The sequence below is a fragment of the Allobosea spartocytisi genome (assembly GCF_014764685.1).
Lineage (GTDB): Bacteria > Pseudomonadota > Alphaproteobacteria > Rhizobiales > Beijerinckiaceae > Allobosea > Allobosea spartocytisi.
In genome coordinates this window covers 121250-147795 of record NZ_JACXWY010000005.1, presented here as the reverse complement: position 1 = coordinate 147795, position 26546 = coordinate 121250, and the positions used below count along the sequence as shown (strand labels likewise).

The following is a 26546-nucleotide window of genomic DNA, read 5'->3' as shown; positions in this document are numbered from 1 at the left end:
CCGGAGGGCGCCTCGGGAAGAGCAACGCGCGAAGCGAGATTTTGTGCCGCCAGCTTGGCAGGCGCGGCGCTGGCCGATGATCCGGCTACGCCTCGTAGCGCGCCAGCCGCTCGAGATCGATGATGGTGACGCTGCCATGGCCGAGCTCGATCAGGCCGAGCGCGGCCAGCTTCGCCAGCCCCTGATTGGCCATCTGCCGCGAGATGCCGGCGAGCATGCCGAGCTCCTCCTGTGAGACTGTGAGCGTGCGGTCGAGGTCGGGATAGAGGATCGGGTTGAACAGCCAGGCGAGGTTGCGGGCGAGGCGCCCGGTGGAATCGAGCGTGCGTTCGGTCTCGGCCAGCGAGATGAACTGGGCGAGGCGCTCGTTGAACTGGTGGACGAGGAAGCGGTTGAACGCGGCCGAATGCTCGAACAGCCAGAGGAAGGTCGAGCGGCGCATCAGGGCGATCCTGGAATCGCGCAGCGCCACCAGCTCGTAGCGGCGCGGCTCGGCCTTGATCACCGTGCCCTCGCCGAACCAGGCGCCGGCGCGCAGGCCCGCGAGCGTCGCGGTCTTGCCGGATTTCGAGGTGGTCGCCATCTTGACCAGCCCCTCGGCCACGCCTGTCCAAGATTCCAGCCGGTCGCCGACATGGCAGATCGAGGCGTTCTTGCCGTAGCTCCTGAAACTGATGCCGCGCCGCGCCTCCTCGAATTCCGCTTCCGACAGATCGCGGGACCAGGAGGCGATGGCGCGCAGCTCTTCGGGGGCGATCAAGGTGGCGGTTATCCGGGTTGGCGGGGGCAGACTTCGGGCAGCGTGGCGTCATTCTCGGGCGAAGCGGAGCGTAGACCCGAGAATCTCCTTCAGGAAGGGGCTCCAGAGCCTGCTTGTCACGAGATGCTCGGGTCAAGCCCGAGCATGACGGCACAGAGCGTTGCCGGCTATTCCGCCGCCTGCGGCAAGGCCGCGGGCAGCCCCTCACGCAACTGCCCCAGCAACATCGCCTCCTCGGCCTTCGCCGCCTTCAGGTGCCGCTCCTTGACGTGGCCGAAGCCGCGGATCTTTTCCGGGATCGCGGCCAGCGCCATGCAGAGCGCGTGGTTCTCCGGCGAAAGCCGGGTCAGGATCTCGTTCAGCAGCGCCTCGTAATCGGCGATCAGCCGGCGCTCGGTGCGGCGTTCCTGCGTGTAGCCGAAGAGATCGAAGGCGGTGCCGCGCAGGCCCTTGAATTTCGCCAGCAGCGAGAAGGCCCCCATCATCCACGGCCCGAAGCTCATCTTGCGCGGCAGGCCGGTGTTCGGATCGCGCCTGGCCAACAGCGGCGGGGCGAGGTGGAATTCGTAGCGCAGCGCTTTGCCATCCTTGCCGTCGGCCTCGAAGGTCGCGGCGAGCTGCTGGCGGAAGGCGCCGTCGCTGTAGAGGCGCGCGACCTCGTATTCGTCCTTATAGGCCATCAGCTTGAAGAGATTGCGCGCGACGGCCTCGCTGAGCGCGCTCTGGCCGGGCGAGACGGCCGCTTCCTTCGTCTGCACGCGCGCGACGAGATGGCGGTAGCGGGCGCCATAGGCGGTGTTCTGATAGGCGGTGAGATAGGCGACGCGGCGGGCGATGATCTCGTCGAGCGTCTCCGAGAGATGGCGGGCGGCTGTCGGCGCCTTGGCCTGCGCCAGCAGCGCGTCGAGCGCGGCCGGATCGTGCGCGGCGCGGCGGCCGAGCTCGAAGGCCTCGAGATTCATCGCCACGGCCTCGCCATTGAGCGTGATCGCCCGGCGCAGCGCCGCGCGGGACAAGGGCACGGCGCCGAGCTGCCAGGCATGGCCGAGCATCAGCATATTGGCCGCGATGGCATTGCCGAGGAAGGCGACCGCCGTCGCGGTCGCGTCGAGGAAGCGGGTGTTGTCGCGGCCCGCCGCCGAGAGGATCGCGCGCTTCAGGCGTTCGGTCGGCAGTGAGAAGTCGGCATTGCGGGTGAAGTCGCCCGGCAGGCTCTCGGCGGTGTTGACGATGACCATGCCGCCTTCGGGCCGGATCGCGCCGAGCACCTTCTTCGAGCCGGTGACGGTCAGGTCGCAGCCCAGAACGAGATCGGCCTGTCCGGCCGTGACGCGGATGGCGTGGATGTCCTCGGGTCTCGGCGCGAGCTTGACGTGGCTGAAGACGGCGCCGCCCTTCTGGGCGAGGCCGGCCATGTCGATCATGCCGCAGCCCTTGTCCTCGAGATGGGCGGCCATGCCGAGGATCGCGCCGATGGTGACGACGCCAGTGCCGCCGACGCCGGTGACGATCACGGCGAAGCTGCGGTCGAGCGCCGGCACGGCGGGCTCGGGGATATCGGCCTCGCCCAGCGCCTGCGCATCGAGACGCATCGGCTCCGCCTTCTTCGGACGGGCGCCGTGGACCGTTACGAAGGACGGGCAGAAGCCCTTCACGCAGGAGAAATCCTTGTTGCAGTTGGACTGGTCGATCTGGCGCTTGCGGCCGAATTCGGTCTCGAGCGGCTGCACCGAGACGCAGTTCGACTGCACGCCGCAATCGCCGCAGCCCTCGCAGACCAGCTCGTTGATGACGACGCGCTTGTCGGGGTCAGGATAGGCTCCGCGCTTGCGGCGGCGGCGCTTCTCGGTGGCGCAGGTCTGGTCGTAGAGCAGCAGCGAGACGCCCGACGTCGCCGCCAGCTCGCGCTGGACGGCGTCGAGCTCCTCGCGGTGGTGCAGCGTCGTGCCGGCCGGCCATTGCGTGCCGGGAGGATATTTGCCGGGGTCGTCGCTGACCACGGCGATGCGCTTCACGCCCTCGGCCGCGACCTGCCTTGCCATCTGGTCGGGCGAGAGATGGCCTTCCGCCTGCTGGCCGCCGGTCATGGCGACGGCGTCGTTATAGAGCAGCTTGTAGGTGATGGTGACGCCGCTCGCGACAGCCCAGCGGATCGCGAGCGAGCCGGAATGGGTATAGGTGCCGTCGCCGAGATTCTGGAAGACGTGGCCGCGCGTCGAGAACGGCGCCTCGCCGATCCAGTTCGCCCCTTCGCCGCCCATCTGGGTAAAGCCGGCGGTGTCGCGGTCCATCCACTGCACCATGTAGTGGCAGCCGATGCCGGCATAGGCGCGCGAGCCCTCGGGCACGACGGTCGAGGAGTTGTGCGGGCAGCCCGAGCAGAAATAGGGCGTGCGCTTCGCGATCTCCTGCGCCTCGGCGAGCCTGCCTTGCGCCTTGGCGATCTCCTCCAGCCGGGCGCGCAGGGCGGGATCGTCGCGGTATTGTAGCAGGCGGCCACCCAGCGCGATGGCAATGTCATTGGGGTCGAGCGCGCCATGGACGGGGAAGAGCCAATTGCCGTTCTCGTCCTTCTTGCCGATCACCATGGGCTGATGCGCCGCGCCGTAAAGCTCCTCGCGGACCTGCACCTCGATCAGCGAACGCTTCTCCTCGACGACCATGATCAGGTCCAGGCCCTCCGCGAAGGATTTCAGCTCGGCCGGGTCGATCGGCCAGGGACAGGCGAGCTTGAACAGGCGGATGCCGAGATCATTGGCCCGGACCTCGTCGATGCCGAGATCCTCCAGCGCCTGGCGCACGTCGAGATAGGATTTGCCGACGGTGGCGATGCCGATACGCGGCTCCCGGCCGCCATGGGTGACGATGCGGTTGAGGCGGTTGGCGCGCAGATAGGCCAGCATCGCGTCGCGCTTGTAGAGATGCAGGCGTCGCTCCTGCTCGACGAAATCCAGTTCGCGGCGGATGGCAAGCCCGCCCGGCGGTGGCACGTAGTCCGTCGGCGTCACGATCGAGACGCGGTCGAGCGCGCCGTCGATCGAGGCGGTCGATTCGATGTTGTCCTTGACGCATTTGATGCCGACCCAGACCGAGGCGAAGCGCGAGAGCGCAATGCCGTGCAGGCCGTAATCGATGATCTCCTGCACCCCGGCGGGGTTCAGGATCGGCATCATCCGATCGACCAGGACGAATTCGGTCTGGTGGGCGTTGGTCGAGGATTCCGCGGTGTGATCGTCGCCCATCAGGCAGATCACGCCGCCATGAGGCGAGGTGCCGGCCATGTTGCCGTGGCGGAAGACGTCGCCCGAGCGGTCGACGCCCGGCCCCTTGCCGTACCAGAGCGCGAAGACGCCGTCATATTTGCCCTCGCCCTGCAGTTCGGCCTGCTGCGTGCCCCAGATGGCGGTGGCGGCGAGGTCCTCGTTCAGCCCGGGCTGGAAGACGATGTTGGCCGCGGTCAGGGCCTTGCCGGCGCGCATGAGCTGCTGGTCGAGCCCGCCGAGCGGCGAGCCGCGATAGCCTGAGACGAAGCCGGCGGTGTTCAGCCCTGCCCGCCGGTCGCGCTCGCGCTGCATCAAGAGCATGCGGGCGACGGCCTGCGTGCCGGTCAGGAAGATGTCCCGCTTGCCGAGGTCGTATTTGTCGTCGAGCGCGACGGAGCGAAGCGTGCCCGCATCGACGCTGGAATCGCGCATTGGCTCAGTCATGCCGGCCTCCCGATCGTCGTTCCCGCGGGCCGGTTGATCCGGCCTCTCGACCTGTCTCGATGCAAGATATGTCAGCAACGCTGACATATCGCCCGAAGGCGGTCAATCACATTGGCATTGTTCCAGTTTTTGCGAGGAGGTCCAGTCTTGCCGGCACGGGCAGCCTTGCGCGAAATGCCTGCGCCGCGATTTGGCCCCGATTCGCGGCGAAGGCTGCGACGGCCCGGTCGCAAAATCGTTGCGGGCCGGCCTTATCGCCCTCGGCTCCGGATCTGTGGAGGATACCGTTCTTGACGGGACGTGCGTTTCTTACGGCCTTGCCGGCCGCCACCCTGCTCGCCGCCTGCCTGGCGGGGCCGGCGCAGGCGCATCCGCATGTCTGGGTGAAGGCCAAGGCCGAGATCCTGTTCGCGCCGGATGGGACGGTGAAGGCGATCCGGCAGCACTGGAGCTTCGACGAGGCCTATTCGGCCTATATCACCCAGGGCCTCGACAAGAACGGCGACGGCAAGCTGACGCCGGACGAGCTGGCGGACCTCGCCAAGGTGAACATGGATTCGCTGCCCGAGGTCGAGTTCTTCACCATCGCCAAGGTCAATGGCCGCAAGCAGGAATTCGGCACGCCGACCGATGCCGGGCTCGTCTTCGAGAACAAGATCCTGACATTGAACTACACGCTGCCGCTCAAACATCCGCCGCCGAAGAGCCGCTCCTTCGGCATCGAGGTCGGCGACCCCACCTATTTCGTCGCCTTCGAGATCGTCGATGAGCCGGACGCCGTGGTGACGCGCGATGCCCCGGCCGGCTGCATCGTCAGGGTCAATCGCCCGCCCAAGCTCGCCGACGACGTCGCGCAGAAGCTGGCGCAGGAGGACATCACCGCGACGCCGGACATGAGCGGCTACGAGGTCACGACGCGGGCGCTGGTGGCATGTCCCTGACGACCCCCCTCAGTCCTCATCCCGAAGAGCCGCGCGCTTCCGGCGCTCCTCAGGCCGAGGGCTCGCAAAGGGCGACGTCGCTGTTGTCGCGCATCGTCGTCGCCGCGCTGGCATTGGCATTGGTCGCCGCCGCGCTCGGCCTGTTGGCCTGGGGCATCTCGCTCTGGAGCCCGCCGGCCCCGCCGCCGCCGCGAAACCCGTTCGGGACCGCGCTGCCGCGCGAGGCGCTGCCCTCGACGACGGGCTTCGGCGCCGTGCTGATCGCCTGGCAGTCGAGCTTCTATCGCGAGCTGACCGCGACGCTGAAGGCGATCGCCCAGACGCCGACAGCGGTCTGGGGGTTGCTCGGCCTGTCCTTCGGCTACGGCGTCTTCCATGCGGCCGGGCCCGGCCACGGCAAGGCGGTGATCTCCGGCTATATCGTCGCCGACAACCGCAGCCTGAAGCGCGGGCTCTCGCTCAGCTTCGCCGCGGCGATCCTGCAGGCGCTCGTCGCCATCGCCATCGTCTCGGTTGCGACGCTGATCTTCCGCACCACCGCCGTCAAAATGAACATGGCGACCAGTGCCATCGAGCAGGGCAGCTTCCTGCTCGTCGCGCTGGTCGGCCTGCTCGTGCTCTGGCGCAAGGCGGGCAGTTTCCTGGTGCTCGGGCAGGGGGCCGCCGCGCATGATGCGTCCTGCGACCACGTGCATATGCCGGATGCGCAGCAGGTCGCCGGGCTCCGGGACTGGCGCGACATGGCCGGCGTCGTCCTCGCCGCGGGCCTGAGGCCCTGCGCGGGGGCGCTGATCATCCTCGTCTTCGCAGCCTCGCAGGGGCTCTACTGGGCGGGCATCGCCGCCGCCTTCGCCATGGCGCTGGGTACCGCGATCACGACAGGGGCGCTGGCGGCGCTCGCCGTCTTCTTCAAATTCGCGGCGCTGAAATTCGCCAGCGGAGGCAGCTTGCGGGCGGTGCGACTGCTCGCCGGGCTCGAATTGGTGGCGGCCGCCTTCATCGTCGTGCTCGGCGCCGCACTCTCGCTCGGCCTGTGGATCGGCGGGATGGGAAGCTGAGGCTCAGCTCCGCAGCGGATCGTTCTCCAGCAGGATCGGCTTGCCATGCGGCGTCGCCTCGGCGGCCCGCGCCCAGGAGGCGGCAAGCGCGTCGACGCCAGCATGCGAGGCGAGGCCCTTTTCGATCAGCAGATGTTCCAGCGCCTCGCACCAGCGTTCGTAATAATCCGAGCCGTCGCGGCAGCCGCCCGCAGCCAAGGCCTCGCGGATCTCGGCACCCAGCGCCTGCGCCCATTCATCCGCCGTGAAGACGCCCCGGTTCTGGAGGGCGACGACCAGCGCGAAGGCCTGCGCCTGCCAGGGCTCGGTGAAGACCGGCCCCTCGACATCGCGCGGGATCGGCGTGTCCGCGGCCAGCGCCAGAGCATCGCACGAAAAAGTGGCCTCCGGTTTTTCGGAAGAGCAATGCTCCGAATTTTGGACATCGATCACATCGTGATCGATGCGCAGATCGGTCTCAGGCCGGCTCAAGATAGCTCTCCCAGGCCTCGATGCTGACGGTAGAGGTCGGATCGCCGTCGCGGCCCCAGAGCTCGGGGCCGGCGAAGACCACCGTGTAGAGCCACTGTGCCGTCTCGGCTTGCCCTTGAGCGCCGGTATCCGGGAAGACATGGCAGCCGGTGACGCGCTCGATCACGCCCTGCTTGCCGCGGGCATAGCGCGGCAGCCGCGTATGGTGCTGCGGATGCATGACGACGGTGCGGACCTTGTCGCCGACAGTGAAGCGTGCCGGCGCCTTCGCCTCGCGCTCATAAGGGAAGCCGCGCCTGAGCACCGCCGGCACCTCCTCGCCCTTGAGCACGCGCTTCGGCTCGCGGCGCCCGGGCGCGGGTTTGCCGGAAAGGAGCTCGGCCGAGGTCAGGAAGCCGTGCTTGACCAGTACTTTGTCGAGCGCGGCGAGCCAGATCTCGTAATAGCTCGCCGAGAGATACTGGGCCGGCGGCAGGCTCTCGCGATGATGACGGATCTCGTCGATGCTCCAGGCGCCCATCGCACCGGCCGCGACATTGATCGCGAGCACGCGCTTTTCCCAATCGCCGTGGAAGACCGGCTCGTCCGGCTCCGGCACGACCGGGCCGAAACCCATCTGGCCGCCGAGGTCGTGGGCGCTGTTCATGCCGCGTCCTCCACATGGGGCAGGCCGGTGCCGATCATCGAATCGCGGCTGACGATGCTCGCCAGCTTCTCCTCGCTCCAGCCTTCGGTGCCGGCCGGACGCATCGGGATCACGATGAAGCGGGTTTCGGCGGTGGAATCCCAGACGCGGATGCGCTGGCCCTCCGGCAGCGTCACGCCGAAATCGGCGAGGGTGCCGCGCGGATCGATGACCGCCTTGGCGCGGTAGGGCGGGGATTTGTACCAGACCGGCGGCAGCCCCAGCACCGGCCAAGGGTAGCAGGAGCAGAGCGTGCAGACGACGAGGTTGTGCTCCTCCGGCGTGTTGAAACAGGCGACGATATGCTCGCCGCCGCGCCCGCCATAGCCGAGCTCGGCCACCGCTGCGGTGCCGTCGACCTTGAGCCGCTCGGCATAGGCCGGGTCGGTCCAGGCCTTGGCGACGACTTGGGCGCCGTTGCGCGGGCCGACCCTGGTTTCGTAGGTATCGACGATGGCGTCGAGTGCGGCCGGATCGACATAGCCCTTCTCGACCATCAGCGTCTCCAGCGCCTTCACCCGCGCCTCGATGGCGGTGAAGTGGTTGTCGTGATCGTGGTCGTGGTCGTGATGGTGTCCGCTCATCCGGGCCTCCTCTCAGGCGATCCTGACGCGCGTGGCGCGCTGATAGGCGACGGCGAAGGCGATCAGCGACTTGTCCGAGCCTTTCGGCCCGATCAGCGACAGGCCGAGCGGCGCGCCTTCGCGCTGCGCCACCGGAATCGTCACTTGCGGGAAGCCCGACAGGCCGGACAGGCAGAGCAGCCTCAGCGCCCGGTTGCGGAAATCCTCCAGCTCGGGCTCCTCGGCGCTGACCAGTGGCGCGATGTCCGGCACGGTCGGCAGGATCAGCACGCCGTCCTGGCCGAGCAGGCGGGCGAGCCGCGCGCGGAAGGTCTTTCGCGTCGCCTCGCCCTTGGCGTATTCGGCATCCGTCACGGTTTTCGAGAAGGCGAAGCGCTCCTTCACGCCCGGCCCCAGCGGCGGGGCGAAGCGCTCGATCATGGCGCCGTCGGAGGCCCAGGCCTCGCGGCCCTGGATCCAGCGGAAGGCCCAGTAGAGCGCGTCGATGTCGCGCACGAGCTTGACGCTCTCCGGCTGGCCGACGCTGGGCAGCGCCCGCTGCACGACATTGCGCAGGATCGTTTCGGCCTCCGGCACGGCCTGGGCGAACATGTCGTCGGCCAGCAGCAGGCGCGGCACCTCCGGCAGTTCAGTGCGGTCCTTGCCGAGCAGGACGTTGCCGACGCGGGCAAAAACCTCGCCGTCGCGGGTGAACCAGCCGGGCGTGTCGAGGCTTTCCGCCAGCGGCCAGACCCGCTTCAGCGAGAGCCGGCCATGGGTGGGACGAATGCCGAAGAGCCCGCCATAGCTCGCCGGCGCCCGGACCGAGCCGCCGGTGTCGGATCCGACAGCGATGTCGGCGAGACGCCCCGCGACGGCTGCCATCGAGCCGCAGGAGGAGCCGCCGGTGATCCGGTCCGGCGCGGCCGGGTTGATCGGCGAGCCGAAATGCGCGTTCTTGCCGTTGAGCGAGAAGGCGAGCTCGTCGGTATGCGTCTTGCCGACGAAGCGCGCGCCGGCCTGCAGCAGATCCTTCACGATCGGCGCGGTCTTGGTCTTGATGCCGGATTGCGCCAACACAATCGGCGATCCCGCGCCCGTCGGGTAGCCCTTGACGTCGAAGAGGTCCTTCACCGCCAGCGTCAGCCCGGCGAGCGGACCGGTCGGGCTGTGTTTCACCGCCGCGTCGGGATAGGGCACGAAGCAGCGGAACGGGTCGTCATAGGTCATGTGAATCAGATCCCCCTCGCATCGCCATCGGAACGCGGATCGTGCGCGGCCTCGACGCGGCCATTCGCATGCTTCACCAGCATGCCGGCATGGCCGAAGCCCTCGGAATAGGCCAGTCCGCTCTCCTCGACCGGATGGCCGGCGGCGTCGAGCCGCTCCAGCAGGGCGGAATCGAAGCGGCTTTCGACCTTCAGCCCGGTGGAGGCCGAGCCCCAGGTGCGGCCGAAGAGCCAACGCGGCGCATCAATCGCGGTCGCGAGATTCTGGCCAAGGCGGTAGCGCGTCAGGATCTGCGCCTGGAATTGCGGCTGGCCGTCGCCGCCCATCGCGCCATAGGCGAGGATACGGCCGTCGTCGAAGCGGGCGAAGGCCGGATTCAGCGTGTGGAAGGGCTTTCGGCCAGGCATGAGCGGATTCGCGGCGGCCTTGTCGAGCGAGAAGGAGATGCCACGGTTCTGCCAGTGGATGCCGGTCGCGGGCAGCACGCAGCCGGAGCCGTATTCCCAATAGATCGACTGGATGTAGGAGACGGCGAGGCCCTTGCCGTCGATGGCGCCCATCCAGATCGTGTCGCCATGGCTCTGCTTCACCGGCCAGGGCGCGGCGCGCCTGGCATCGATCTCGGCGGCCTCGCGGGCCAGCATCGCCTCACCCAGAAAGCGGGCGGGATCGCCGGTCGCATAAGCGGGGTCGGTGACATGGTGGTCGCGGATGGCGAGTGCGCGCTTCGTCGCCTCGATCAGCCCGTGATGATGCGCGAAGGAATCGAGTTCGACCCGGCCGAGCCGCTCGAACAGACCGAGGATGACGAGGGCGGCCAGGCCTTGCGTCGGCGGCGGCATGTTCCAGACCGTGAGGCCGGGCAAGGCGAGCGCGAGTGGGGTGACGGTGCGGGCGTGGTAGCGTTCGAGATCGGCGCGCGTCACCGGCGCGCCGATGCGTTCGAGATCGGCGGCGATCTCGCGGCCGACATCGCCGCGGTAGAAATCGTCGAGCCCGGCACCGGCGAGCTGCTGCAGCGTCTCGGCCAGCGCCTCCATCTTGCGATGGCTGCCGGGTTTGGGTGGCGCGTCGTCAGGCCAGAAGGTCTTGAGGAAGCCCGGCGCGGCCTTCAGCGCTTCCAGCTCGTTGGGCCGGTTGCCGCATTCGGAAGGGGACACCGCATAGCCCTCGCGGGCGTGGCGGAGCGCATCGGCAAGCAATTCGCGCAGCGGCAGGCGGCCGCCGCGGGATCTGGAGAGGTCGAGCGCGAGACGCCAGCCCTCGACGGCTCCGGCGACGGTCAGCGCGGCTTCCGGGCCGCGCGCCGGGATGCTGTCGTAATCCTTGGCGCGATAGCGCTCGATCGTCGCGAGCGTCCCGGCCGGGCCGCAGGCCTCGATGCCATGCATCTTGCCGCCGGGCTCGTGGATCAGCCAGAAGCCGTCGCCGCCGATGCCGTTCATATGCGGATAGACCACGGCGATGGTGGCGGCCATCGCGACCATGGCTTCGATGGCATTTCCGCCTTCCGCGAGGACGGCGCGGCCGGCTTCCGAGGCAAGATGATGGGGCGCGGCGACTGCGGCCGAACCGAAGACAGGCGTATCGACCATCAGGACTTTTCAATCTCCCCATGCGTCCCCATCTGGCGCAAGGGCGCCTTCGGGGCGCGATTTTGTTGCATGGCGCGGCTGTGTCCGCTAGGTGCGTTGGGCGCATGGCGGCGTGAAGGCGCCAGTGCTCGACAATGTGTCCGCGAAGGCGGGCATTCGAAGGAAGGACAGCATGGCCGGACGGCACACCAACTGGCGCAGCCTGACCATCGTGGTTTCGCTGGGAATCCTGATCGCGGTCGAGCTCTTCGGCGTCGCGCTCGCGGCCGGCTGGGCCATCGCCGGCATGTTCGATCTCGGCACGATGTTCGAGTACATCATGATGGCCGTGTTCTCGGTCTTCGCGGCCTATGGCTTCGTCAATCTGATGCGGCGCGTGCTGAAGGTCGAGCATCTCACCACGGTCGATTGAGGCTAAACCCACCCTCTTCGTCATCCCGGGCGAAGCGGAGACCCGGGATCCATCCCTGAGCATCTCCGATCGGTGTTCTGGCATGGATCCCGGATCAGAGCGGCAAAAGCGGCTTGTCCGGGATGACCGCGCTTCAACGCGATTTCACCAAACTCATTCGCAAACCTTCAGCCTGACCGGGTCGGCCTCGGCCGGTAGATAATCGCTCATCGGCTTGCAGGCGCCGTCCATGCAGAGGCGCCAGTCGGCGGTGGCGCCGGAGCGGCGCAGCACCACCTCGGGCAGTGCCGGCAGGGAGGGGTGCCAGCGCCAGAAGCCGTCGATCAGCCTGGCGCCGTGGGGCGGGTCCATGCCGGCGCCCGAGCCCTCGATGCGGGCCTCGACGAGGACAAGCCCCGCCGGGGTCTCGCGCCAGACTTCCTCCCACAGCGTCTTCTGCACCGAATGCCGCCAGCCCAGCGTGATCTCGCCATGGCCAAGCGAGACGAGGAGCGCGCCGGCCGCAAGGCACAGACTCATGCCGCCGCCGGTTCCGCATGGCGCGCGGCAAACCAGTGCCGTGCGATGATCGCCGCCGTCAGCCCATAGCCGAGCGGGTCGCTATAGGCGAACTCGCCGAAGAGCAGCACCGCCGCGACGAAGCAGAGCACCCGCTCCACGACGGTCAGCCGGCCGAAGAGCCAGCCGATCGCCACCATCCCGAAGAGGCCGATCGCGACCGAGGCCTTGAAGGTGGCGTAGATCACCGCCGGCCAGAAGCCGATGACGTTGGCCATGGGATCTCCGGCCTGGAGCATCAGCGCCGGCGAATAGACCGCGATGAAGGGGATGACGTAGCCGGCAAGTGCGACGCGCATCGCCTCCCAGCCGATCTTGTCGGGGTTCTCCTTGGCGATCGGCGCAGCGGCCAGCGCCGCGAGCGCCACCGGCGGCGAGAGGTCGGCCATGATGCCGTAGTAGAAGGCGAACATGTGGCTGACGATCAGCGGCACGCCGAGCTTCTCCAGCGCCGGTGCCGCCAGGGCCGCGACGATGATGTAGGTCGGGATCGTCGGGATGCCGGTGCCGAGCAGGATCGAGAGGATCATCGTCAGGACCAGCGCCAGGAACAGGCTGGATTGGCCGAGCCCGATGATCCAGGCGCCGAAGGTGGTGCCGATGCCGGTCTGCGTCATCAGGCCGATGATCGTGCCGACGATGGCGCAGGCGATGCCGACCGGCAGCGCCGTCTTGGCGCTGTCGGCGAGCGCGTCGCGGCTGATCGCCAGCGTGGTGCGGCCGCCCAGGGTGAAGGCGTTGGCGAGCACGAGAAGCGCGATCAGGCCCGCGACGTAGCGGACATCGAGCCCCTCCTGGAAGAGCGCGGCGGCGATGAGCCCGAGCCCGATCCAGAAGATGACGCGCAGGCTCTGCCTGCTCAGGCCGGCGGCAAAGCCCGCGCCGAGCAGCAGCCCGACCGTCAGCGCAAGGCCCATCGTGCCGGCAAAGAGCGGGGTGAAGCCGTGGAACAGCATGAAGACGAGCACGGCGAGCGGCAAGGCGAGATACCAGCGCTCGCGCAGCGCCTTGAGCGGGCTCGGCAGCAAAGCGCGCTCGACGCCCTTCAGCCCGTACTTCCCGGCTTCCAGATGCACCATCCAGAAGGCCGAGGCGAAGTAGAGGATCGCAGGGATGGCGGCCGCCTTGACGATCTCGGCATAGGGCACGCCCAGGGTCTCGGCCATGATGAAGGCGACCGCGCCCATCACCGGCGGCATGATCTGCCCGCCCATCGAGGCGGTGGCCTCGACGCCGGCGGCAAAGGCGCGCCGGTAGCCGAATTTGATCATCAGCGGAATGGTGAACTGGCCGACGGTGACGACATTGGCGACGCCAGAGCCGGAGATCATCCCCATCAGGCCAGACGAGAACACCGCGACCTTGGCCGGGCCGCCGCGCGTGCCGCCGAAGATGCCGAGCGAGACGTCGTTGAAGAGATGGATCATCCCGGCCTTCTCGAGGAAGGAGCCGAAGACGATGAACAGGAAGATATAGGTCGCGGAGACGTAGATCGGCGTGCCGTAGAAGCCCTCGGTGCCGAAGGAGAGATGGCCGATGATCTGGTCGTAGCCATAGCCGCGATGGTTGAAGGGCGCGGGCAGATACTGGCCGAAAAACCAGTAGAGCAGGCAGACGCCGCACATGATCGGCAGGGCATTGCCCATCAATCGGCGCGCGGCCTCGAAGATCAGCACGATCAACAGCGTGCCGACGACGAGGTCCAGCGTCGAGGGATCGCCGTCGCGCAGGATCAGGTCGGCGTAGAAGATCCATTGATAGAGGCCGACCGCGAAGCCGAGCAGGCCCAGCGCCCAGCCGAGCAGCCGCCCGGGTGTGTCCTTCGCCCGGAAATTGGCGATGAGCCCGAAGCTCAGCAGCAGCAGGAAGCCGACATGGACGCCGCGCGCCGCCTGGCTCGGCAGGAAATTCCAGGCGGAGATCGCGATCTGGAAGGCGGCGAAGGCGAGCGCGAGGCCATAGGCCAAAAGCCCCCAGCGGCCGGGACCGAAACCGGGCGGGAAGCCATGCTCGAAATTGTCGAGATCGGCATGCTCGACCTCGCCCGGTCTTGCGCCGGAGAGGGCTTCCAACTGGTCGGTCTCGTGGGTCATGGTCCTGCTCGGCTCCGCGTCAGGCCGTCAAAGAATGTGCCGTCATCCCGGGCGACCGGAGAGAGACCCGGGATCCATGCCGGAACGGTTCAGGCATGGATCCCGGATCGGCGGGATGACCGCGAAGGCGTCGGAAAGGCGAAAGACCGCTTACGAACCGACCTTCAGCCCCTTTTCCTTGAGGTAGCGCGCCGCGCCCGGATGCAGCGGGATCGGCATGCCGTCGAGCGCGCGCTCGAGCTTGATGTCCTTGCCGGCGGCGTGCGAGGCGGCGAGATCGCCCAGGTTCTCGAAGATGTTCTTGGTCATTTGATAGACCAGCTCGTCCTTCACGCCCTCATGGGTGACGAGGTAGTTCACCACGGCCGCAGTGTTCACCGCCGCGGTCTGGCCGGTATAGGTATTGGCCGGGATCGGGGTGCTGATGAAGGGCGGGCCCGCCTTGTCGATGACCGCCTTCGGAACCTCGACGACGTTGATCTCGATCGAGGTGGCGAGGTCGCGCAGCGAGGCGACGCCGAGGCCGGCCGATTGCAAGGTGGCATCGAGCTGGCGGTTCTTCATCAGTTCCACCGACTCGGCGAAGGGCAGGTATTCGACCTTGCCGAGATCCTTGTAGCCGAGGCCGGCCGCGGCGAGGATGGCGCGCGCATTGAGCTCCGTGCCGGATTTCGGCGCGCCGACCGAGAGGCGCTTGCCCTTGAGATCGGCCAGCGTCTTGATGCCGCTCTCCTTCGAGGCGACGATCTGGACATAGTTCGGATAGATCGCGGTGATGCCGCGCAGCTTCTTCAGCGGCGTCTTGAAACCGGCCTCCTCGTCGCCCTTCCAGGCGGCGTCGAGCGAGTCGCCGAGCGTGAAGGCGATCTCGCCGCGGCCCTGCTGCAGCAGCACGAGGTTCTCGACCGAGGCCTTGGTCGCCTGCACGGTCGGGCGGACGTTCGGGATCTTCTCGCCATAGATCTTCGAGAGCGCGACGCCCATCGGATAATAGACGCCGGAGGTGCCGCCGGTGAGGATGTTGATGAATTCCTGGGCACGGGCACCCGCCGGCGCGGCGGCCAGCAGAACGGCAGCGGCAAGGCCGGCGAGGCGCCGGCCGCGGAACAGCGTTTTCATGGAAGCTCCCTGAATCTGCCCGGCTCGAACGGTGGGCTTGCCTTGAGTTGTAAGCAGGATGCCGGCCGAGGAAAAGCGCAAGACATGGCTTTCGCTTGCGCCTTTAGCCCAATTACCGAGGGTGATTCTTGCCGAAGCTCGCATCCGGCCAGGGCTCGACCCGCGTATCTCATCCCGGCAGGCTGGAGCTTCGCGAGGCGTGCACAAGCCGCGAAGATCGCTTGTGCCGTCGTCGATGTAATATTATATCGTCTCACATGGCTCACGCGCACGACCATGGCCACAGTCACGCCGCCTCGCAGGCCGTCTCGGATGATCCGGGCTGGTCGCTGTTGCGCCTGTCGGCCTGGAATCGCGTCGGGCTGGCCGCTGTCGTCGTCGTCCTGCTCTGGGCCGCGACGCTGGCCGTGATCGCCTGAAGGAAGTTCGCGTTGTCCGCCATCCGCCTCACCGACCTGACCTTGGGCTATGACCGTCACCCGGCGATCCACCATCTCTCCGGCGAGGTCGCCACGGGGAGCCTGACCGCGATCGTCGGGCCCAACGGTGCCGGCAAGTCGACGCTGCTCAAGGGCATCACCGGTACCTTGCTCCCGCTCGCCGGCGGCATCTCGCTCGCCAAGGGCAAGCGGCTCGCCTATCTGCCGCAATCGGCCGAGCTCGACCGCTCCTTCCCGATCCATGTCTATGATCTCGTCGCGATGGGCTTGTGGAGCCGCGCCGGCATCTTCGGGCGGATCGGGGCGAGCGTCGCCCACAAGGTCGAGCACGCCATCGCGGCGGTGGAGCTGACCGGCTTCGAGCGTCGGCCGATCGGCACGCTCTCCGGCGGGCAGATGCAGCGTGCGCTGTTCGCGCGGCTCCTGCTGCAGGACGCCGAAATCATCCTGCTCGACGAGCCTTTCACCGCCATCGACGCGCGCACCACCGCCGATCTGCTGGCGCTGGTCCAGCGCTGGCATGGCGAGAGCCGTACCGTCGTCGCGGTGCTGCACGACATCGAGACGGTGCGCCGGGCCTTTCCGCAGACGCTGCTGCTGGCGCGCGAGGCCGTCGCCTGGGGCGCGACCGCCGATGTGCTGACGCCGGAGAACCTGCTCAAGGCGCGCCGCATGGTCGAGGCCTTCGACAGCCACGCCGCCCCCTGCCAGCGCGACGCGGCGTAACGCTTTTCCGGTCAGGCCGATGCTCTACGATCTCTTCATCGGCCCCTTCGCCGAATTCGACTTCATGCGCCGTGCGCTCGTCGGCGTGACGGCGCTGTCGGTCTCCGGCGCGCCGATCGGCGTCTTTCTGATGCTCAGGCGCATGAGCCTGACCGGCGATGCGATGGCCCATGCCATCCTCCCGGGCGCGGCCTTGGGCTATCTCGTCGCCGGCTTCTCGCTGCCGGCGATGACGATCGGCGGGCTGGCCGCCGGCTTTGCCGTGGCTCTGCTCGCCGGTGCGGTGGCGCGCGCGACGGTGCTGAAGGAAGACGCCTCGCTCGCCGCCTTCTACCTGATCTCGCTGGCGCTCGGCGTCACCATCGTCTCGCTGCGGGGATCGGCGATCGATCTGCTGCATGTCCTCTTCGGCAATGTGCTGGCGCTCGACAACGACGTGCTGATCCTGCTCGCGGGCGTCGCGACGGTTTCGCTCACGGCGCTGGCGGCGCTCTACCGGCCGCTGGTGCTGGAATGCGTCGATCCCGGCTTCCTGCGCTCGGTCAGCCGCTCGGGCGGCTTCGTCCACCTGACGTTCCTCGCGCTCGTGGTGCTCAATCTCGTCGCCGGTTTCAACGCGCTCGGCACTCTGCTCGCGGTCGGCATGATGATGCTGCCGGCGGCGGCGGCGCGGTTCTGGACGGCGGACATCACGCGGCTGCTGCTGCTGGCGACCGGCTTCGGCATGGTCGCCGGCTATGCCGGCCTCGTCGTCTCCTATGCGGCGGGCTCGAGCCTGCCGGCCGGCCCGGCGATCATTCTCGCGGCGGGTTGCCTCTACATTCTCTCGCTTCTGCTCGGCTCGCAGGGCGGGCTTGCGCGGCGCGCCTTGATTCGGCCCCATCTTGAAAGATAGAAACATTATATCGTTTCATTTCGAGCGGAGAGTTTCATGCCTAACCGTCGCAGCCTTGTCGCCTATCTGGTCGCGGGGCTCTCCCTCGCGGCATTGCCCACCGCCGCTTTCGCGCAGCAGAAGCTGCCGGTGGTGGCGAGTTTCTCGGTGCTGGCCGATTTCGTGAAGCAGGTCGGCGGCGAACGGGTCAGCGTGACCTCGCTCGTCGGGCCGAATGGCGACGCCCATGTCTATTCGCCGACGCCGGCCGACGCCAAGGCGATGGCGGCGGCGAAGCTCGTCGTCATCAACGGCCTGCATCTCGAAGGCTGGCTGCCGCGCCTGATCAAATCCTCCGGCACGAAGGCGACGGTCGTGACCGCGACCAAGGGCATCAAGCCGATCGAGGCGGCCGAGGAAGAGCATGACGCGAAGGGCGGGCACGGCCACGATCATGGCCATGACGATCCGCATGCCTGGCAGGACATCGCCAATGCCCGCATCTATGTCGCCGATATCCGCGATGCGCTCGGTGCCGCCGATCCGGCCGGCAAGGCGGTCTACGATGCCAATGCCACGGCCTATCTGGCCAAGCTCGATGTCGTCGAGGGCGAGGTGAAGGCGGCGGTCGCGCGCATCCCGGCCGACCGGCGCAAGGCGATCACCACGCACGATGCCTTCGGCTATTTCGTCAAGGCCTATGGCATCGAATTCATCGCGCCGCAGGGCGTCTCGACGGAATCGGAGGCCTCGGCCAAGGACGTCGCTCGCATCATCCGCCAGATCAAAGCGCAGAAGGTGCCGGCCGTCTTCCTCGAAAACGTCACCAATCCCCGCCTGATCGAGCAGATCGCCAGGGAATCCGGCGCCCGGATCGGCGGCACGCTCTACTCCGACGCGCTTTCCGACGCCTCGGGCCCGGCGGGGACTTACATCGACATGATGAAGCACAATATAAGCGAGATCGAGAAGGCGCTCGCCGCCGGCCCGGCCTGACGGCCAGCCGCTCCCGAGGCCACCAGCCATCAGGTTGCAATCATGTCCGAAAAGATCCCCGTCACGGTGCTCACCGGCTATCTGGGCGCCGGCAAGACCACGCTGCTGAACCGCATCCTCACCGAGGAGCACGGCAAGAAATTCGCCGTCATCGTCAACGAGTTCGGCGAGGCGGGGATCGACGGAGACCTCATCGTCGGTGCCGATGAGGAAATCTTCGAGATGAACAACGGTTGCATCTGCTGCACCGTGCGCGGCGACCTGATCCGCATCCTCGACGGGCTGATGAAGCGCAAGGGCAAGTTCGACGCGATCATCGTCGAGACCACCGGTCTCGCCGATCCCGCGCCGGTCGCGCAGACCTTCTTCGTCGACCAGGATGTCGGCGACGCCACCCGCCTCGACGCGGTCGTCACCGTCACCGACGCCAAATGGCTGAAGGACCGGCTGAAGGACGCGCCCGAGGCGAAGAACCAGATCGCCTTCGCCGATGTCATCATCCTCAACAAGACCGACCTCGTCTCGGCGGATGAGTTGGCCGAGGTCGAGGCGCAGATCCGCGCGATCAACCCCTATGCCCGGCTCGAGAAGGCCGAGCGCTGCAATGTCGAGATCGCATCGCTGCTCGACCGCAAGGCCTTCGACCTCGACCGCATCCTCGACATCGAGCCGGATTTCCTCGAGGCCGGCCATCACCATCACCATGCCGAGGATGTGCGCTCGATCTCGCTGACGATCCCCGGCGACGTCGATCCGGAGAAGTTCATGCCCTGGATCAACGAGATCGCCCAGATCCAGGGCCCCAGCATCCTGCGTTCCAAGGGCATCCTCGCCTTCAAGGACGAGCCGCGCCGTTTCGTCTTTCAGGGCGTGCACATGATCCTCGACGGCGACCTGCAGCGCGACTGGAAGGCCGGCGAGAAGCGCGAGAGCCGGCTGGTGTTCATCGGGCGCGGACTCAACGAGAACGAGTTGCGCAAGGGGTTTGAAGCCTGCGCGGCGTGAGTTAAAGCCGCGTCATGGCTACTTTGACCCAACCCACCTCGCTGCGCGAGCATGTCGTCCCCATCGCGGCGGGAGACCATGTCGTCGCCACCCGCTGGCTGAAGCAGGGGCTCGTCTTCGCGCTGGCCGACGGGCGCGTGCTGCGCTGGCGCGACGGCGCGACCGACAGCGTCGAGGCCCATGCCGGCGGTATCCTCTGCGCGACCGGCGACAATGAGCGGCTGATCTCGGGCGGCGATGACGGGCGTGTCGTCGCAACGCGGTTCGCGGGCGAGCCGGAAGAGCTGGCGAAGGATCCGAAGCGGCGCTGGGTCGACGCGATCACGCTGTCGCCTTCGGGCCATCTCGCCTGGAACACCGGCAAGACGGTCCATGCCCGCGACGAGAAGGGCCGCGTCCGCACGCTGGAGGCCGCGAGCACGCCGCAAGGCCTCGTCTTCGCGCCGAAGGGTTATCGCCTCGCCGTCGCGCAGATGAACGGCGTCTCGCTCTGGTATCCGAACACCGAGGCGAAGCCGGAATTCCTCGACTGGAAGGGCTCGCATCTCGACGCCGCCTGGTCGCCGGACGGGCGCTTCGTCGTCACCTCCATGCAGGAAAACGCGCTGCATGGCTGGAAGCTCGGCGACAGGCCGGGCCATATGCGGATGACCGGCTATCCGGCCAAGCCGCGCTCGCTGTCCTGGTCGCATGACGGGCTCTGGCTCGCATCCAGCGGAGCGGACGGCGCGATCGTCTGGCCCTTCCAGGGCGACGGGCCGCAGGGCAAGGCGCCGCGCGAGTGCGGCGTGCGCCATGCCCGTGTCACCCGCGTCGCCTTCCATCCGGGCGCGCTGGTTCTGGCGATCGGCTATGACGATGGCTGCATCCTGCTGGTGCGCCTGACCGACGGCTCCGAATTGCTGGTACGGCCGGCCGAGCGCGGCAGCGGCATCAGCGCCTTCGCCTGGGACAAGGCCGGCAAGCGCCTCGCCTTCGGTGCCGAGGACGGTGCCGCCGGCGTGCTGACGCTGCCGGCTTAGGCACGATGCGCTTCGGGCTCTTCGGCAAGGGCGAGGCCCGCAAGGATGACGGCGCGAAAGCCGAGGCGAAGGCCGTGGCCGAAAGCCTGAAGAGGCAGGTTCGCGAGTTGCTCGGCCTGCCCGAGACGACGGTGATTGCCGTCAACGAGATCCTCTGCGCCGATCCGAGCTGTCCGGGCACCGAGACGGTGATCCTGGTGATGCAGCCCGGCGCGAAGACGCAGGCCTACAAGCTGCAGATGGCGATGGCCGAGGTGACGGATGCGGCGCTGGCGGAGGCGCTGCGATCATGACCCGTCTTTTGCGGCCACGCGCAGTTTGAAATCGCACCGTCATTCCGGACAAGCCGCAAAGCGGCGCCGATCCGGAATCCATCGAAGCGCGCTGTGTTCCATGATGGATTCCGGGTCTGTGCTGCGCTTGCCCGGAATGACGGGGCGCGTTTCGTTCGAGCCGCTGAATTACGGCTTCAGCCCTTGCGGCAGCACCGGCGCATCAGCCTTCAGGACGATCCCGACCCGCCGGTTATAGGGCAGATAGGGGTTGTCCTTGATCAGCGGCTCGATATCGCCCTTGCCGGTGACGGAGAGGAAGCGCTCATTGGGCACGCCGGCACCGGCGAGAATCTCGCGCACGGCGTTGGCGCGGGCGACGGAGAGGCCCCAGATATCGCCTTCGGGCGGCTGGCCGGGGCGGGGCGTCGCGCTGTGGCCGGAAATGGCGATCTTGTTGGACATGCGCCGCAATGTCGGGGCGATGGCGGCGAGCACCTTGCGCATGCGCTCGTTGGGCTGGGCCGAGCCTTCCGCGAACATTGCGCGGCCCTCCTGATCGACGAGCTGGATGTCGATGCCGGCCTCGGAGACCTCGACGAGGACGTTGCGCGAGACCTCGGCGATCTCCGGCATGTCGCGCAGCGCTTGCCTCAGCGAGGCGGCAGCGAGCGCGAAGCCGCGATCGTAGGTCGCGGAGATCAGCCCGTCTTCCTTCTGGTTGTTGTGGTTGGGCGCGGTGTTGTCGGAGGCGTCCTGCAGCGGGCGGATATAGGCGTTCTTGATATGCGTCTTGGTCGGGATGCCGTCGAGCTCGACGATGCCGGCGAGCCGCACGTCGCTTTGCGTGCCGAAGGCGTCGCGCATCGAGCCGGCGACGATCTGCATCTTCTGCTTGTCCTGGCTCGAATAGGCGGCGACCATGACGAAGAACGCCATGAGCAGCGCCATCAGATCGGCAAAGGTCACGAACCAGCCGTGGCCGCCGTGACCGCCGCGTTTTTTCTTCGCCATGGCCTAGAGCCCGGTCATGCCGCTGCCGCCATCTCTGCGCGATGGTGGTCGGGCAGGTAGGCCAGCAGCATCTCGCGCACCAGCGTCGGGCTCTTGGCGTCGCGCATCTGCAGCACGCCGTCGATGATCAGCGTGCGCGAGATCTCCTCTTCCTCGAGCTTGATGTGCAGCTTGTCGGCGATCGGCAGCGTGAACATGTTGGCGACCATGGCGCCGTAGAGCGTCGCCAGCAGCGCCGTCGCCATGGCCGGGCCGAGCCTGGAGGGGTCGGACATGTTGGCGAACATCGTCACCATGCCGAGAATCGTGCCGATCATGCCCCAGGCGGGGGCGCAGTCGCCGATGGCGCGGTAGACCTTGGAGCCTTCGTCGAGCCGCTGCAGGAAGTTGTCGCGGTCGCGCTCCATCGTGTCGCGGATGAAGTCCTTGTCGTAGCCGTCGGCGATGTAGCGCAGCCCCTGGGCGAGGAACGGGTCGGAGACCTCGACATTCTCGAGCGCCACCGGGCCGCTCTTGCGGGCGATCTCGGCGACGCGCGTGATCTCGTCGATCAGCTCGCGGGGATTGACCGAACGCATGGTGAAGGCGAAGCGGACGCCCATCGGCAGGCCGTGCGCGATCACCGAAAACGGAAAGCGCAGCATGGTGGCCGCGCTGGCGCCGCCGAAGATGATGATCGCGGCGTGCTTGTCCCAATAGGCGGCGAAATTGCCGCCATCGATCAGGATCAGCGCGACGATCGTCGCGATACCCCCCAGAATACCTGCGCCGGTGGCGAGATCCATAAGAGCACCCTGATGCACGCGCTGCTCCGGGGTCGCGGGCCGGGGCTTTCCGCAGTGCGAGACCATAAGAGGTGTGGTTTGAACGAAGCGTTAAGGTTTGGGTGCTTGCCCCGGCGAAACGCTCCGTTAAGAGTCGGCCGATGTCGCTGCTTGCCCTCTATGCCCGCGTCCTCGGCGAACTCGGCCCGGAAAGGCGGCTGGGCGTCGTGCTGGCGCTCGCCAACATCCTGCTGGCGGCCGTGGCCTTCGCCGAGCCGATGCTGTTCGGTGCGCTGATCGACCGGCTGACGACGATCCAGTCCTCCGGCGGCAAGCTGACCTGGGACAGCATCGACATCCTGATCCTGGCCTGGGTCGGCTTCGGCCTCGCCAATATCGGGCTCGGGGTCTTCGTCGCGCTCCATGCCGACCGGCTCGCGCATCGGCGCCGGCTCGCGGTGATGGCGCAGTATTTCGAGCATGCGCTGACCCTGCCGCTCGCCTATCACACGCAGACGCATTCCGGGCGCGTGCTCAAGGTGATGCTCGACGGCGCCAGCGCGATGTGGGGGCTGTGGCTCTCCTTCTTTCGCGAGCAATGCGCCTCGATCGTCGCGCTGTTCGTGCTGCTGCCCTTCACGCTCTGGAAGAACTGGCAGCTCGGCCTGCTGCTGATCGGCCTCGTCGTGCTGTTCGGAGCGCTCACCGGCTTCGTGCTGCGCCGGACCGACCAGCTCCAGCGCAATGTCGAATCCTATCATTCGAGCCTGGCCGAAAAAGCCTCGGATGCGCTCGGCAACGTGCCGGTGATCCAGAGCTTCACCCGCATCGAGGCGGAGGTGCGCGGCCTGCGCTCGACCATCACGAGCCTGCTCAACGCGCAATTGCCGGTGCTGTCCTGGTGGGCGGTGGCGAATGTCGCGACCCGGGCCTCGGCGACGCTGACGGTGCTGGCGATCTTCATCGTCGGCACCTGGCTGCTGATGCACGGCCAGACGACGGTGGGCGAGATCGTCACCTTCATGGGCTTCGCCACCATGCTGGTCGGGCGTCTCGAGCAGATCGTCGCCTTCGTGAACTTCATCTTCATGCAAGCGCCGAAGATGCGCGAGTTCTTCGAGGTGCTCGACACGGCGCCGACGGTGCGAGACCTGCCGAACGCGCCCGATCCCGGCCGGCTCGTGGGCGCGGTCGCCTTCGAGGACGTGTCCTTCTCCTATGACGGCAAGCGCACCGCGGTGCGCGACGTCTCCTTCGCGGTGAAGCCGGGCGAGACGATCGCGGTGGTGGGCTCGACCGGCTCGGGCAAGTCGACCACGCTCGGGCTGCTGCACCGTGCCTTCGACCCGCAATCGGGCCGCATCGCCATCGACGGCCTGGACATCCGCGAGATCTCGCTGTTCTCGCTCAGGCGCAATATCGGCGTCGTCTTTCAGGAGCCGATGCTGTTCGCCCGCTCGATCCGCGAGAATCTGCAGGTCGGCAAGCCCGATGCCACCGATGCCGAGATGATGGAGGCGCTCGACCGCGCCCAGGCCGCCGAGGTGATGGCGCGCCAGCCGGATGGGCTCGACACGCTCGTCGGCGAGCGCGGCCGCACCTTGTCCGGCGGCGAGCGCCAGCGCCTCTCGATCGCCCGCGCGCTGCTCAAGAACCCGCCGATCCTGATCCTCGACGAGGCGACCTCGGCGCTCGACGCCGCGACCGAGGTCAAGCTGCAGAAGGCGCTGGAGGAGGTGATGAAGGGGCGCACCACCTTCGTCATCGCGCACCGGCTCGCGACGATCCGCAACGCCGACCGCATCCTCGTCTTCGAGCAGGGCGAGGTCGAGGAGATGGGCACCTTCGACGAGCTGGTCGCCAAGGGCGGGCGCTTTGCGGCGCTGGCGCGGGCGCAGTATCTGGTCGCCGACAAGCCGGCCGCCGAGCTGGCGGCGGAGACTCCGAGCCCGCTGGCGCAGAAATTGCGGGCGGATTGACGGAGGGACGCCCCTCTTGCTGGAATGATCCGGCACAGCAAGAAGAGGGTTTCTCATGCGTTGGCTCGCGGCCGGTTTTCTCGTCTCCGGCCTCCTTCTCGGTGCGGGCGCTGCCCTGGCGCAGACGACCTGGGACATGCCGACGGAATATCCGGAAACGGCGATCCCCGGCGAAGGCGTCGCGACCTTCGCCAGGCTGGTCAATGAACGATCTGGCGGGCGCCTGACGATCCGCCCCAGCTACGATGCCAAGCGCGGCATCAAGTCGGCGCAGATGATCGCCGCCGTGCAGAAGGGCGAGGTCGCCGCGGGTGACGCCTTCGCCGGAGCTCTCGGCGCGGTCGATCCGCTGTTCGGCCTGTCCTCGCTCCCCTTCCTGGCGACCTCGATCGCCGATGCCCGCCGCCTGACCGATCTGGCGCGGCCGGTCTATGAGAAGAAGCTCGCCGGTTTCGGCCAGAAGATCCTCTACACCACGCCCTGGCCGGCCTCGGGCATCTGGTCGAAGGCGCCGCTCGATTCGGCGGCTGACCTCACAGGCCTGTCGATCCGGACCTATGACGCGACCTCGACCGCGGTGATGGACGCGGCAGGCGCCAAGGCGGCCAATCTCTCCTTCGCCGATGCGATGCCCAAGGTGAAGGACGGCTCGGTCACGGCCGTGCTCTCCTCCGGAGATGGTGGCGCGGGGCGCAATCTCTGGGACTTTCTGCCTCACTTCACCGAAGTGAACTACGCGATGCCGATCTCGCTCGCGACGGTCAATCTCGCAGCCTATGAGGCACTGCCGGCCGATCTCAGGCAGGTCGTCGACGCGGCTGCGAAGGATACGGAAGCGCGGCAATGGGCCGCGATCCGCACGCGGCTCGACGAGAACTATGCTCGCATGCGGGCCAACAAGGTTTCGATTCGTGCCGATGTGCCGGCGGATGTCGCGCAAACCCTGGCCAAGGCCGGGCGTGGTGCCATCGAGAGCTGGCGCCGCAGCACTGGAGCCGACGGGGCCACCCTGCTCGATCAATACGATAGGAAATAGCGGCGGATGGCAGAAGGATCGTCGCAGCTTAGGGCGACCGTCGAGACAGCGTCGAGCGATTATGCGACAATCACCGCCTTGCCGCCGAAAATCAGAGCCATTTCAGCATGATGTTGTTTCGCCTCGCCTGTGCCTGGGCTTCCGTTGTCGCTTTCCAGCTGTTCGGCGACAGCCTGCTCGGCCAGCTCGGCGCGCCGCTGCCGTCGTTGCTGGTCTTTCTCTGGCTGCTCGCCGTGATCATCTGGTCCGCGTTCGGGGTGGTGCACGAGGCGGAGGAGCTGGCGGAGCGGCTGGGCGAGCCTTACGGCACGCTGATCCTGACGCTGTCGATCGTCATCATCGAGGTCGCGCTCGTCGGCGCCGTGATGCTGGGCGCCAAGGGCGCGCCGACGCTCGGCCGCGACACCATGTTCGCGGTGCTGATGATCGTGCTCAACGGGGTGGTCGGCATCGGGCTCCTGATCGGTGGCCTCAGGCATTTCTCGCAGCGCTACAACCTGAAAGGCGCCTCCGCCTATCTCGCCGTCATCATCCCGCTGACGGTGATCCCGCTCTTCCTGCCGAATTTCACGACCTCGACCACGGACGGGACGCTGACCTCCTTCCAGGCGGTCGCCTTCTCGATCTTCACCCTGGCGCTCTACGGCGCCTTCCTCATCCTGCAGACCGGCCGCCACAGCGCGTTCTTCCACGAGCCGGCGCCGGAAGGCGAGGTGTCCGCTGCCGCGGCCGTCGCAGAAGGGGACGAAGCCTCGTCCTCCACGGCGCGGGAAATCCTGCCGCGCATCGGGCTGCTGCTGGCGAATATCCTGCCCATCGTGATCCTGTCGAAGAGCCTCGCCGCGGTGCTGGATTTCGGCATCGTCAAGCTCGGCGCGCCGACGGCTTTGGGCGGCATCCTGATCGCGATGGTGGTGTTCACGCCGGAATGCATCGCCGCGCTCAAGGCGATCACCGGCAATCAGCTCCAGCGCGCCATCAATCTGTGCCTGGGTGCCGCCGCCTCGACGCTCGGCATGACCGTGCCGGCCGTGCTGCTGATCGGCGTCTTCACCGGCCAGCCGGTGGTGCTCGGCCTGTCGGCGACCAATATGGTGATCGCCGCGATGACCCTGCTGCTCTCGACGCTGACCTTCACCGGCACGCGCACGACCATGCTGGAAGGCGCGGTGCATCTGGCGGTGTTCTTCGTCTTCATCGTGCTGGTGTTCAGCCCGTAGGCCGAT

25 protein-coding genes are annotated in these 26546 nt (G+C 67.5%); 13 read left to right on the top strand and 12 right to left on the bottom strand.

Annotation, left to right across the window (positions count from 1 at the left end; all coding sequences use genetic code 11):
* Positions 1 to 85 precede the first annotated feature (85 nt).
* On the bottom strand, positions 86 to 760 hold the full coding sequence (locus tag IED13_RS10345) for a Crp/Fnr family transcriptional regulator (protein ID WP_112761723.1): 675 nt from the start codon (positions 758 to 760) through the stop codon (positions 86 to 88).
* A gap of 167 nt (positions 761 to 927) precedes the next feature.
* A complete protein-coding gene (locus tag IED13_RS10340) occupies positions 928 to 4467 on the bottom strand; it encodes an indolepyruvate ferredoxin oxidoreductase family protein (protein WP_248312534.1) in 3540 nt (1179 codons plus the stop codon).
* Between the two features lie 290 nt (positions 4468 to 4757).
* Between IED13_RS10340 and IED13_RS10335 the strand changes: the two genes are divergently transcribed.
* Both IED13_RS10335 and IED13_RS10330 read left to right on the top strand, forming a co-directional pair.
* Positions 4758 to 5408: a DUF1007 family protein gene (locus IED13_RS10335; RefSeq protein WP_191124127.1), complete on the top strand. Its 651-nt coding sequence runs from the start codon at positions 4758 to 4760 to the stop codon at positions 5406 to 5408.
* On the top strand, positions 5399 to 6466 hold the full coding sequence (locus IED13_RS10330) for a nickel/cobalt transporter (RefSeq protein WP_191124126.1): 1068 nt from the start codon (positions 5399 to 5401) through the stop codon (positions 6464 to 6466). Before IED13_RS10335 ends, IED13_RS10330 begins: the two co-directional genes overlap by 10 nt.
* 3 nt (positions 6467 to 6469) lie before the next feature.
* Here IED13_RS10330 and IED13_RS10325 read toward each other — a convergent pair whose 3' ends face one another.
* From IED13_RS10325 to IED13_RS10305, 5 genes are read right to left on the bottom strand one after another with little or no spacing between them, the layout of a single operon-like run.
* Positions 6470 to 6937 carry a nitrile hydratase accessory protein gene (locus IED13_RS10325; protein WP_318652245.1) on the bottom strand — a complete coding sequence of 156 codons (468 nt, stop codon included), beginning with the start codon at positions 6935 to 6937 and terminating at the stop codon, positions 6470 to 6472.
* Positions 6924 to 7583, bottom strand: coding sequence for a nitrile hydratase subunit beta (gene nthB / locus IED13_RS10320; protein WP_191124125.1), 660 nt, complete (start codon positions 7581 to 7583; stop codon positions 6924 to 6926). Before nthB ends, IED13_RS10325 begins: the two co-directional genes overlap by 14 nt.
* The gene (nthA, locus tag IED13_RS10315) at positions 7580 to 8206 is read right to left on the bottom strand and encodes a nitrile hydratase subunit alpha (protein ID WP_133560886.1); all 627 of its coding nucleotides are present in this window, start codon (positions 8204 to 8206) and stop codon (positions 7580 to 7582) included. The genes nthB and nthA overlap by 4 nt, the downstream gene beginning before the upstream one ends.
* A 12-nt stretch (positions 8207 to 8218) precedes the next feature.
* Positions 8219 to 9415, bottom strand: coding sequence for an amidase (locus IED13_RS10310; protein ID WP_191124124.1), 1197 nt, complete (start codon positions 9413 to 9415; stop codon positions 8219 to 8221).
* 5 nt (positions 9416 to 9420) lie between these two features.
* Positions 9421 to 11010: a gamma-glutamyltransferase family protein gene (locus IED13_RS10305; protein WP_191124123.1), complete on the bottom strand. Its 1590-nt coding sequence runs from the start codon at positions 11008 to 11010 to the stop codon at positions 9421 to 9423.
* 172 nt (positions 11011 to 11182) lie between these two features.
* Between IED13_RS10305 and IED13_RS10300 the strand changes: the two genes are divergently transcribed.
* Positions 11183 to 11422 (top strand): hypothetical protein, encoded by a 240-nt coding sequence (locus IED13_RS10300; protein ID WP_038362877.1) that lies wholly within the window; start codon positions 11183 to 11185, stop codon positions 11420 to 11422.
* A 153-nt stretch (positions 11423 to 11575) separates the two neighbouring features.
* On the opposite strand, the gene IED13_RS10295 is transcribed toward IED13_RS10300, so the two are convergent.
* From IED13_RS10295 to IED13_RS10285, 3 genes are all read right to left on the bottom strand, one after another.
* Positions 11576 to 11941 (bottom strand): DUF1850 domain-containing protein, encoded by a 366-nt coding sequence (locus tag IED13_RS10295; protein WP_191124122.1) that lies wholly within the window; start codon positions 11939 to 11941, stop codon positions 11576 to 11578.
* Positions 11938 to 14073, bottom strand: coding sequence for a TRAP transporter permease (locus tag IED13_RS10290; protein ID WP_191124121.1), 2136 nt, complete (start codon positions 14071 to 14073; stop codon positions 11938 to 11940). Before IED13_RS10290 ends, IED13_RS10295 begins: the two co-directional genes overlap by 4 nt.
* 150 nt (positions 14074 to 14223) lie before the next feature.
* The gene (locus IED13_RS10285) at positions 14224 to 15192 is read right to left on the bottom strand and encodes a TAXI family TRAP transporter solute-binding subunit (protein ID WP_038362881.1); all 969 of its coding nucleotides are present in this window, start codon (positions 15190 to 15192) and stop codon (positions 14224 to 14226) included.
* 257 nt (positions 15193 to 15449) lie between these two features.
* Between IED13_RS10285 and IED13_RS10280 the strand changes: the two genes are divergently transcribed.
* The 7 genes from IED13_RS10280 to IED13_RS10250 are packed head-to-tail and all read left to right on the top strand — an operon-like array spanning position 15450 to position 20548.
* The gene (locus tag IED13_RS10280) at positions 15450 to 15611 is read left to right on the top strand and encodes a hypothetical protein (RefSeq protein ID WP_156115940.1); all 162 of its coding nucleotides are present in this window, start codon (positions 15450 to 15452) and stop codon (positions 15609 to 15611) included.
* Positions 15612 to 15623: 12 nt separating this feature from the next.
* Entirely contained in the window at positions 15624 to 16358 is a 735-nt protein-coding gene (gene aztA, locus IED13_RS10275; protein ID WP_191124120.1) for a zinc ABC transporter ATP-binding protein AztA, read from the top strand.
* Between the two features lie 19 nt (positions 16359 to 16377).
* Positions 16378 to 17253 carry a metal ABC transporter permease gene (locus tag IED13_RS10270; RefSeq protein ID WP_038362885.1) on the top strand — a complete coding sequence of 292 codons (876 nt, stop codon included), beginning with the start codon at positions 16378 to 16380 and terminating at the stop codon, positions 17251 to 17253.
* A gap of 36 nt (positions 17254 to 17289) precedes the next feature.
* Complete coding sequence (locus tag IED13_RS10265; RefSeq protein WP_191124119.1) at positions 17290 to 18228, top strand: metal ABC transporter substrate-binding protein; 939 nt, start codon at positions 17290 to 17292, stop codon at positions 18226 to 18228.
* A 42-nt stretch (positions 18229 to 18270) separates the two neighbouring features.
* Positions 18271 to 19233 carry a CobW family GTP-binding protein gene (locus IED13_RS10260; protein WP_113253480.1) on the top strand — a complete coding sequence of 321 codons (963 nt, stop codon included), beginning with the start codon at positions 18271 to 18273 and terminating at the stop codon, positions 19231 to 19233.
* Positions 19234 to 19247: 14 nt separating this feature from the next.
* Positions 19248 to 20255: a WD40 repeat domain-containing protein gene (locus IED13_RS10255; protein ID WP_191124118.1), complete on the top strand. Its 1008-nt coding sequence runs from the start codon at positions 19248 to 19250 to the stop codon at positions 20253 to 20255.
* A gap of 5 nt (positions 20256 to 20260) precedes the next feature.
* On the top strand, positions 20261 to 20548 hold the full coding sequence (locus IED13_RS10250; RefSeq protein ID WP_191124117.1) for a hypothetical protein: 288 nt from the start codon (positions 20261 to 20263) through the stop codon (positions 20546 to 20548).
* A gap of 168 nt (positions 20549 to 20716) precedes the next feature.
* Here the strand turns inward: IED13_RS10250 and IED13_RS10245 are convergent, their stop codons facing one another.
* Complete coding sequence (locus tag IED13_RS10245) at positions 20717 to 21541, bottom strand: OmpA/MotB family protein (RefSeq protein WP_113253481.1); 825 nt, start codon at positions 21539 to 21541, stop codon at positions 20717 to 20719.
* A gap of 14 nt (positions 21542 to 21555) precedes the next feature.
* Positions 21556 to 22326 carry a motility protein A gene (locus tag IED13_RS10240; RefSeq protein ID WP_038362894.1) on the bottom strand — a complete coding sequence of 257 codons (771 nt, stop codon included), beginning with the start codon at positions 22324 to 22326 and terminating at the stop codon, positions 21556 to 21558.
* A 140-nt stretch (positions 22327 to 22466) separates the two neighbouring features.
* Here IED13_RS10240 and IED13_RS10235 point away from each other — a divergent pair, with 140 nt between their 5' ends.
* The 3 genes from IED13_RS10235 (at position 22467) to IED13_RS10225 (ending at position 26540) form a co-directional block, all read left to right on the top strand.
* Positions 22467 to 24284, top strand: a complete 1818-nt coding sequence (locus IED13_RS10235) for a glucan ABC transporter ATP-binding protein/ permease (RefSeq protein WP_051987945.1) — start codon at positions 22467 to 22469, stop codon at positions 24282 to 24284.
* 55 nt (positions 24285 to 24339) lie between these two features.
* Positions 24340 to 25320, top strand: a complete 981-nt coding sequence (locus tag IED13_RS10230; protein WP_038362896.1) for a TRAP transporter substrate-binding protein — start codon at positions 24340 to 24342, stop codon at positions 25318 to 25320.
* A 107-nt stretch (positions 25321 to 25427) separates the two neighbouring features.
* Positions 25428 to 26540: a calcium:cation antiporter gene (locus IED13_RS10225; RefSeq protein ID WP_191124116.1), complete on the top strand. Its 1113-nt coding sequence runs from the start codon at positions 25428 to 25430 to the stop codon at positions 26538 to 26540.
* Positions 26541 to 26546 lie beyond the last annotated feature (6 nt).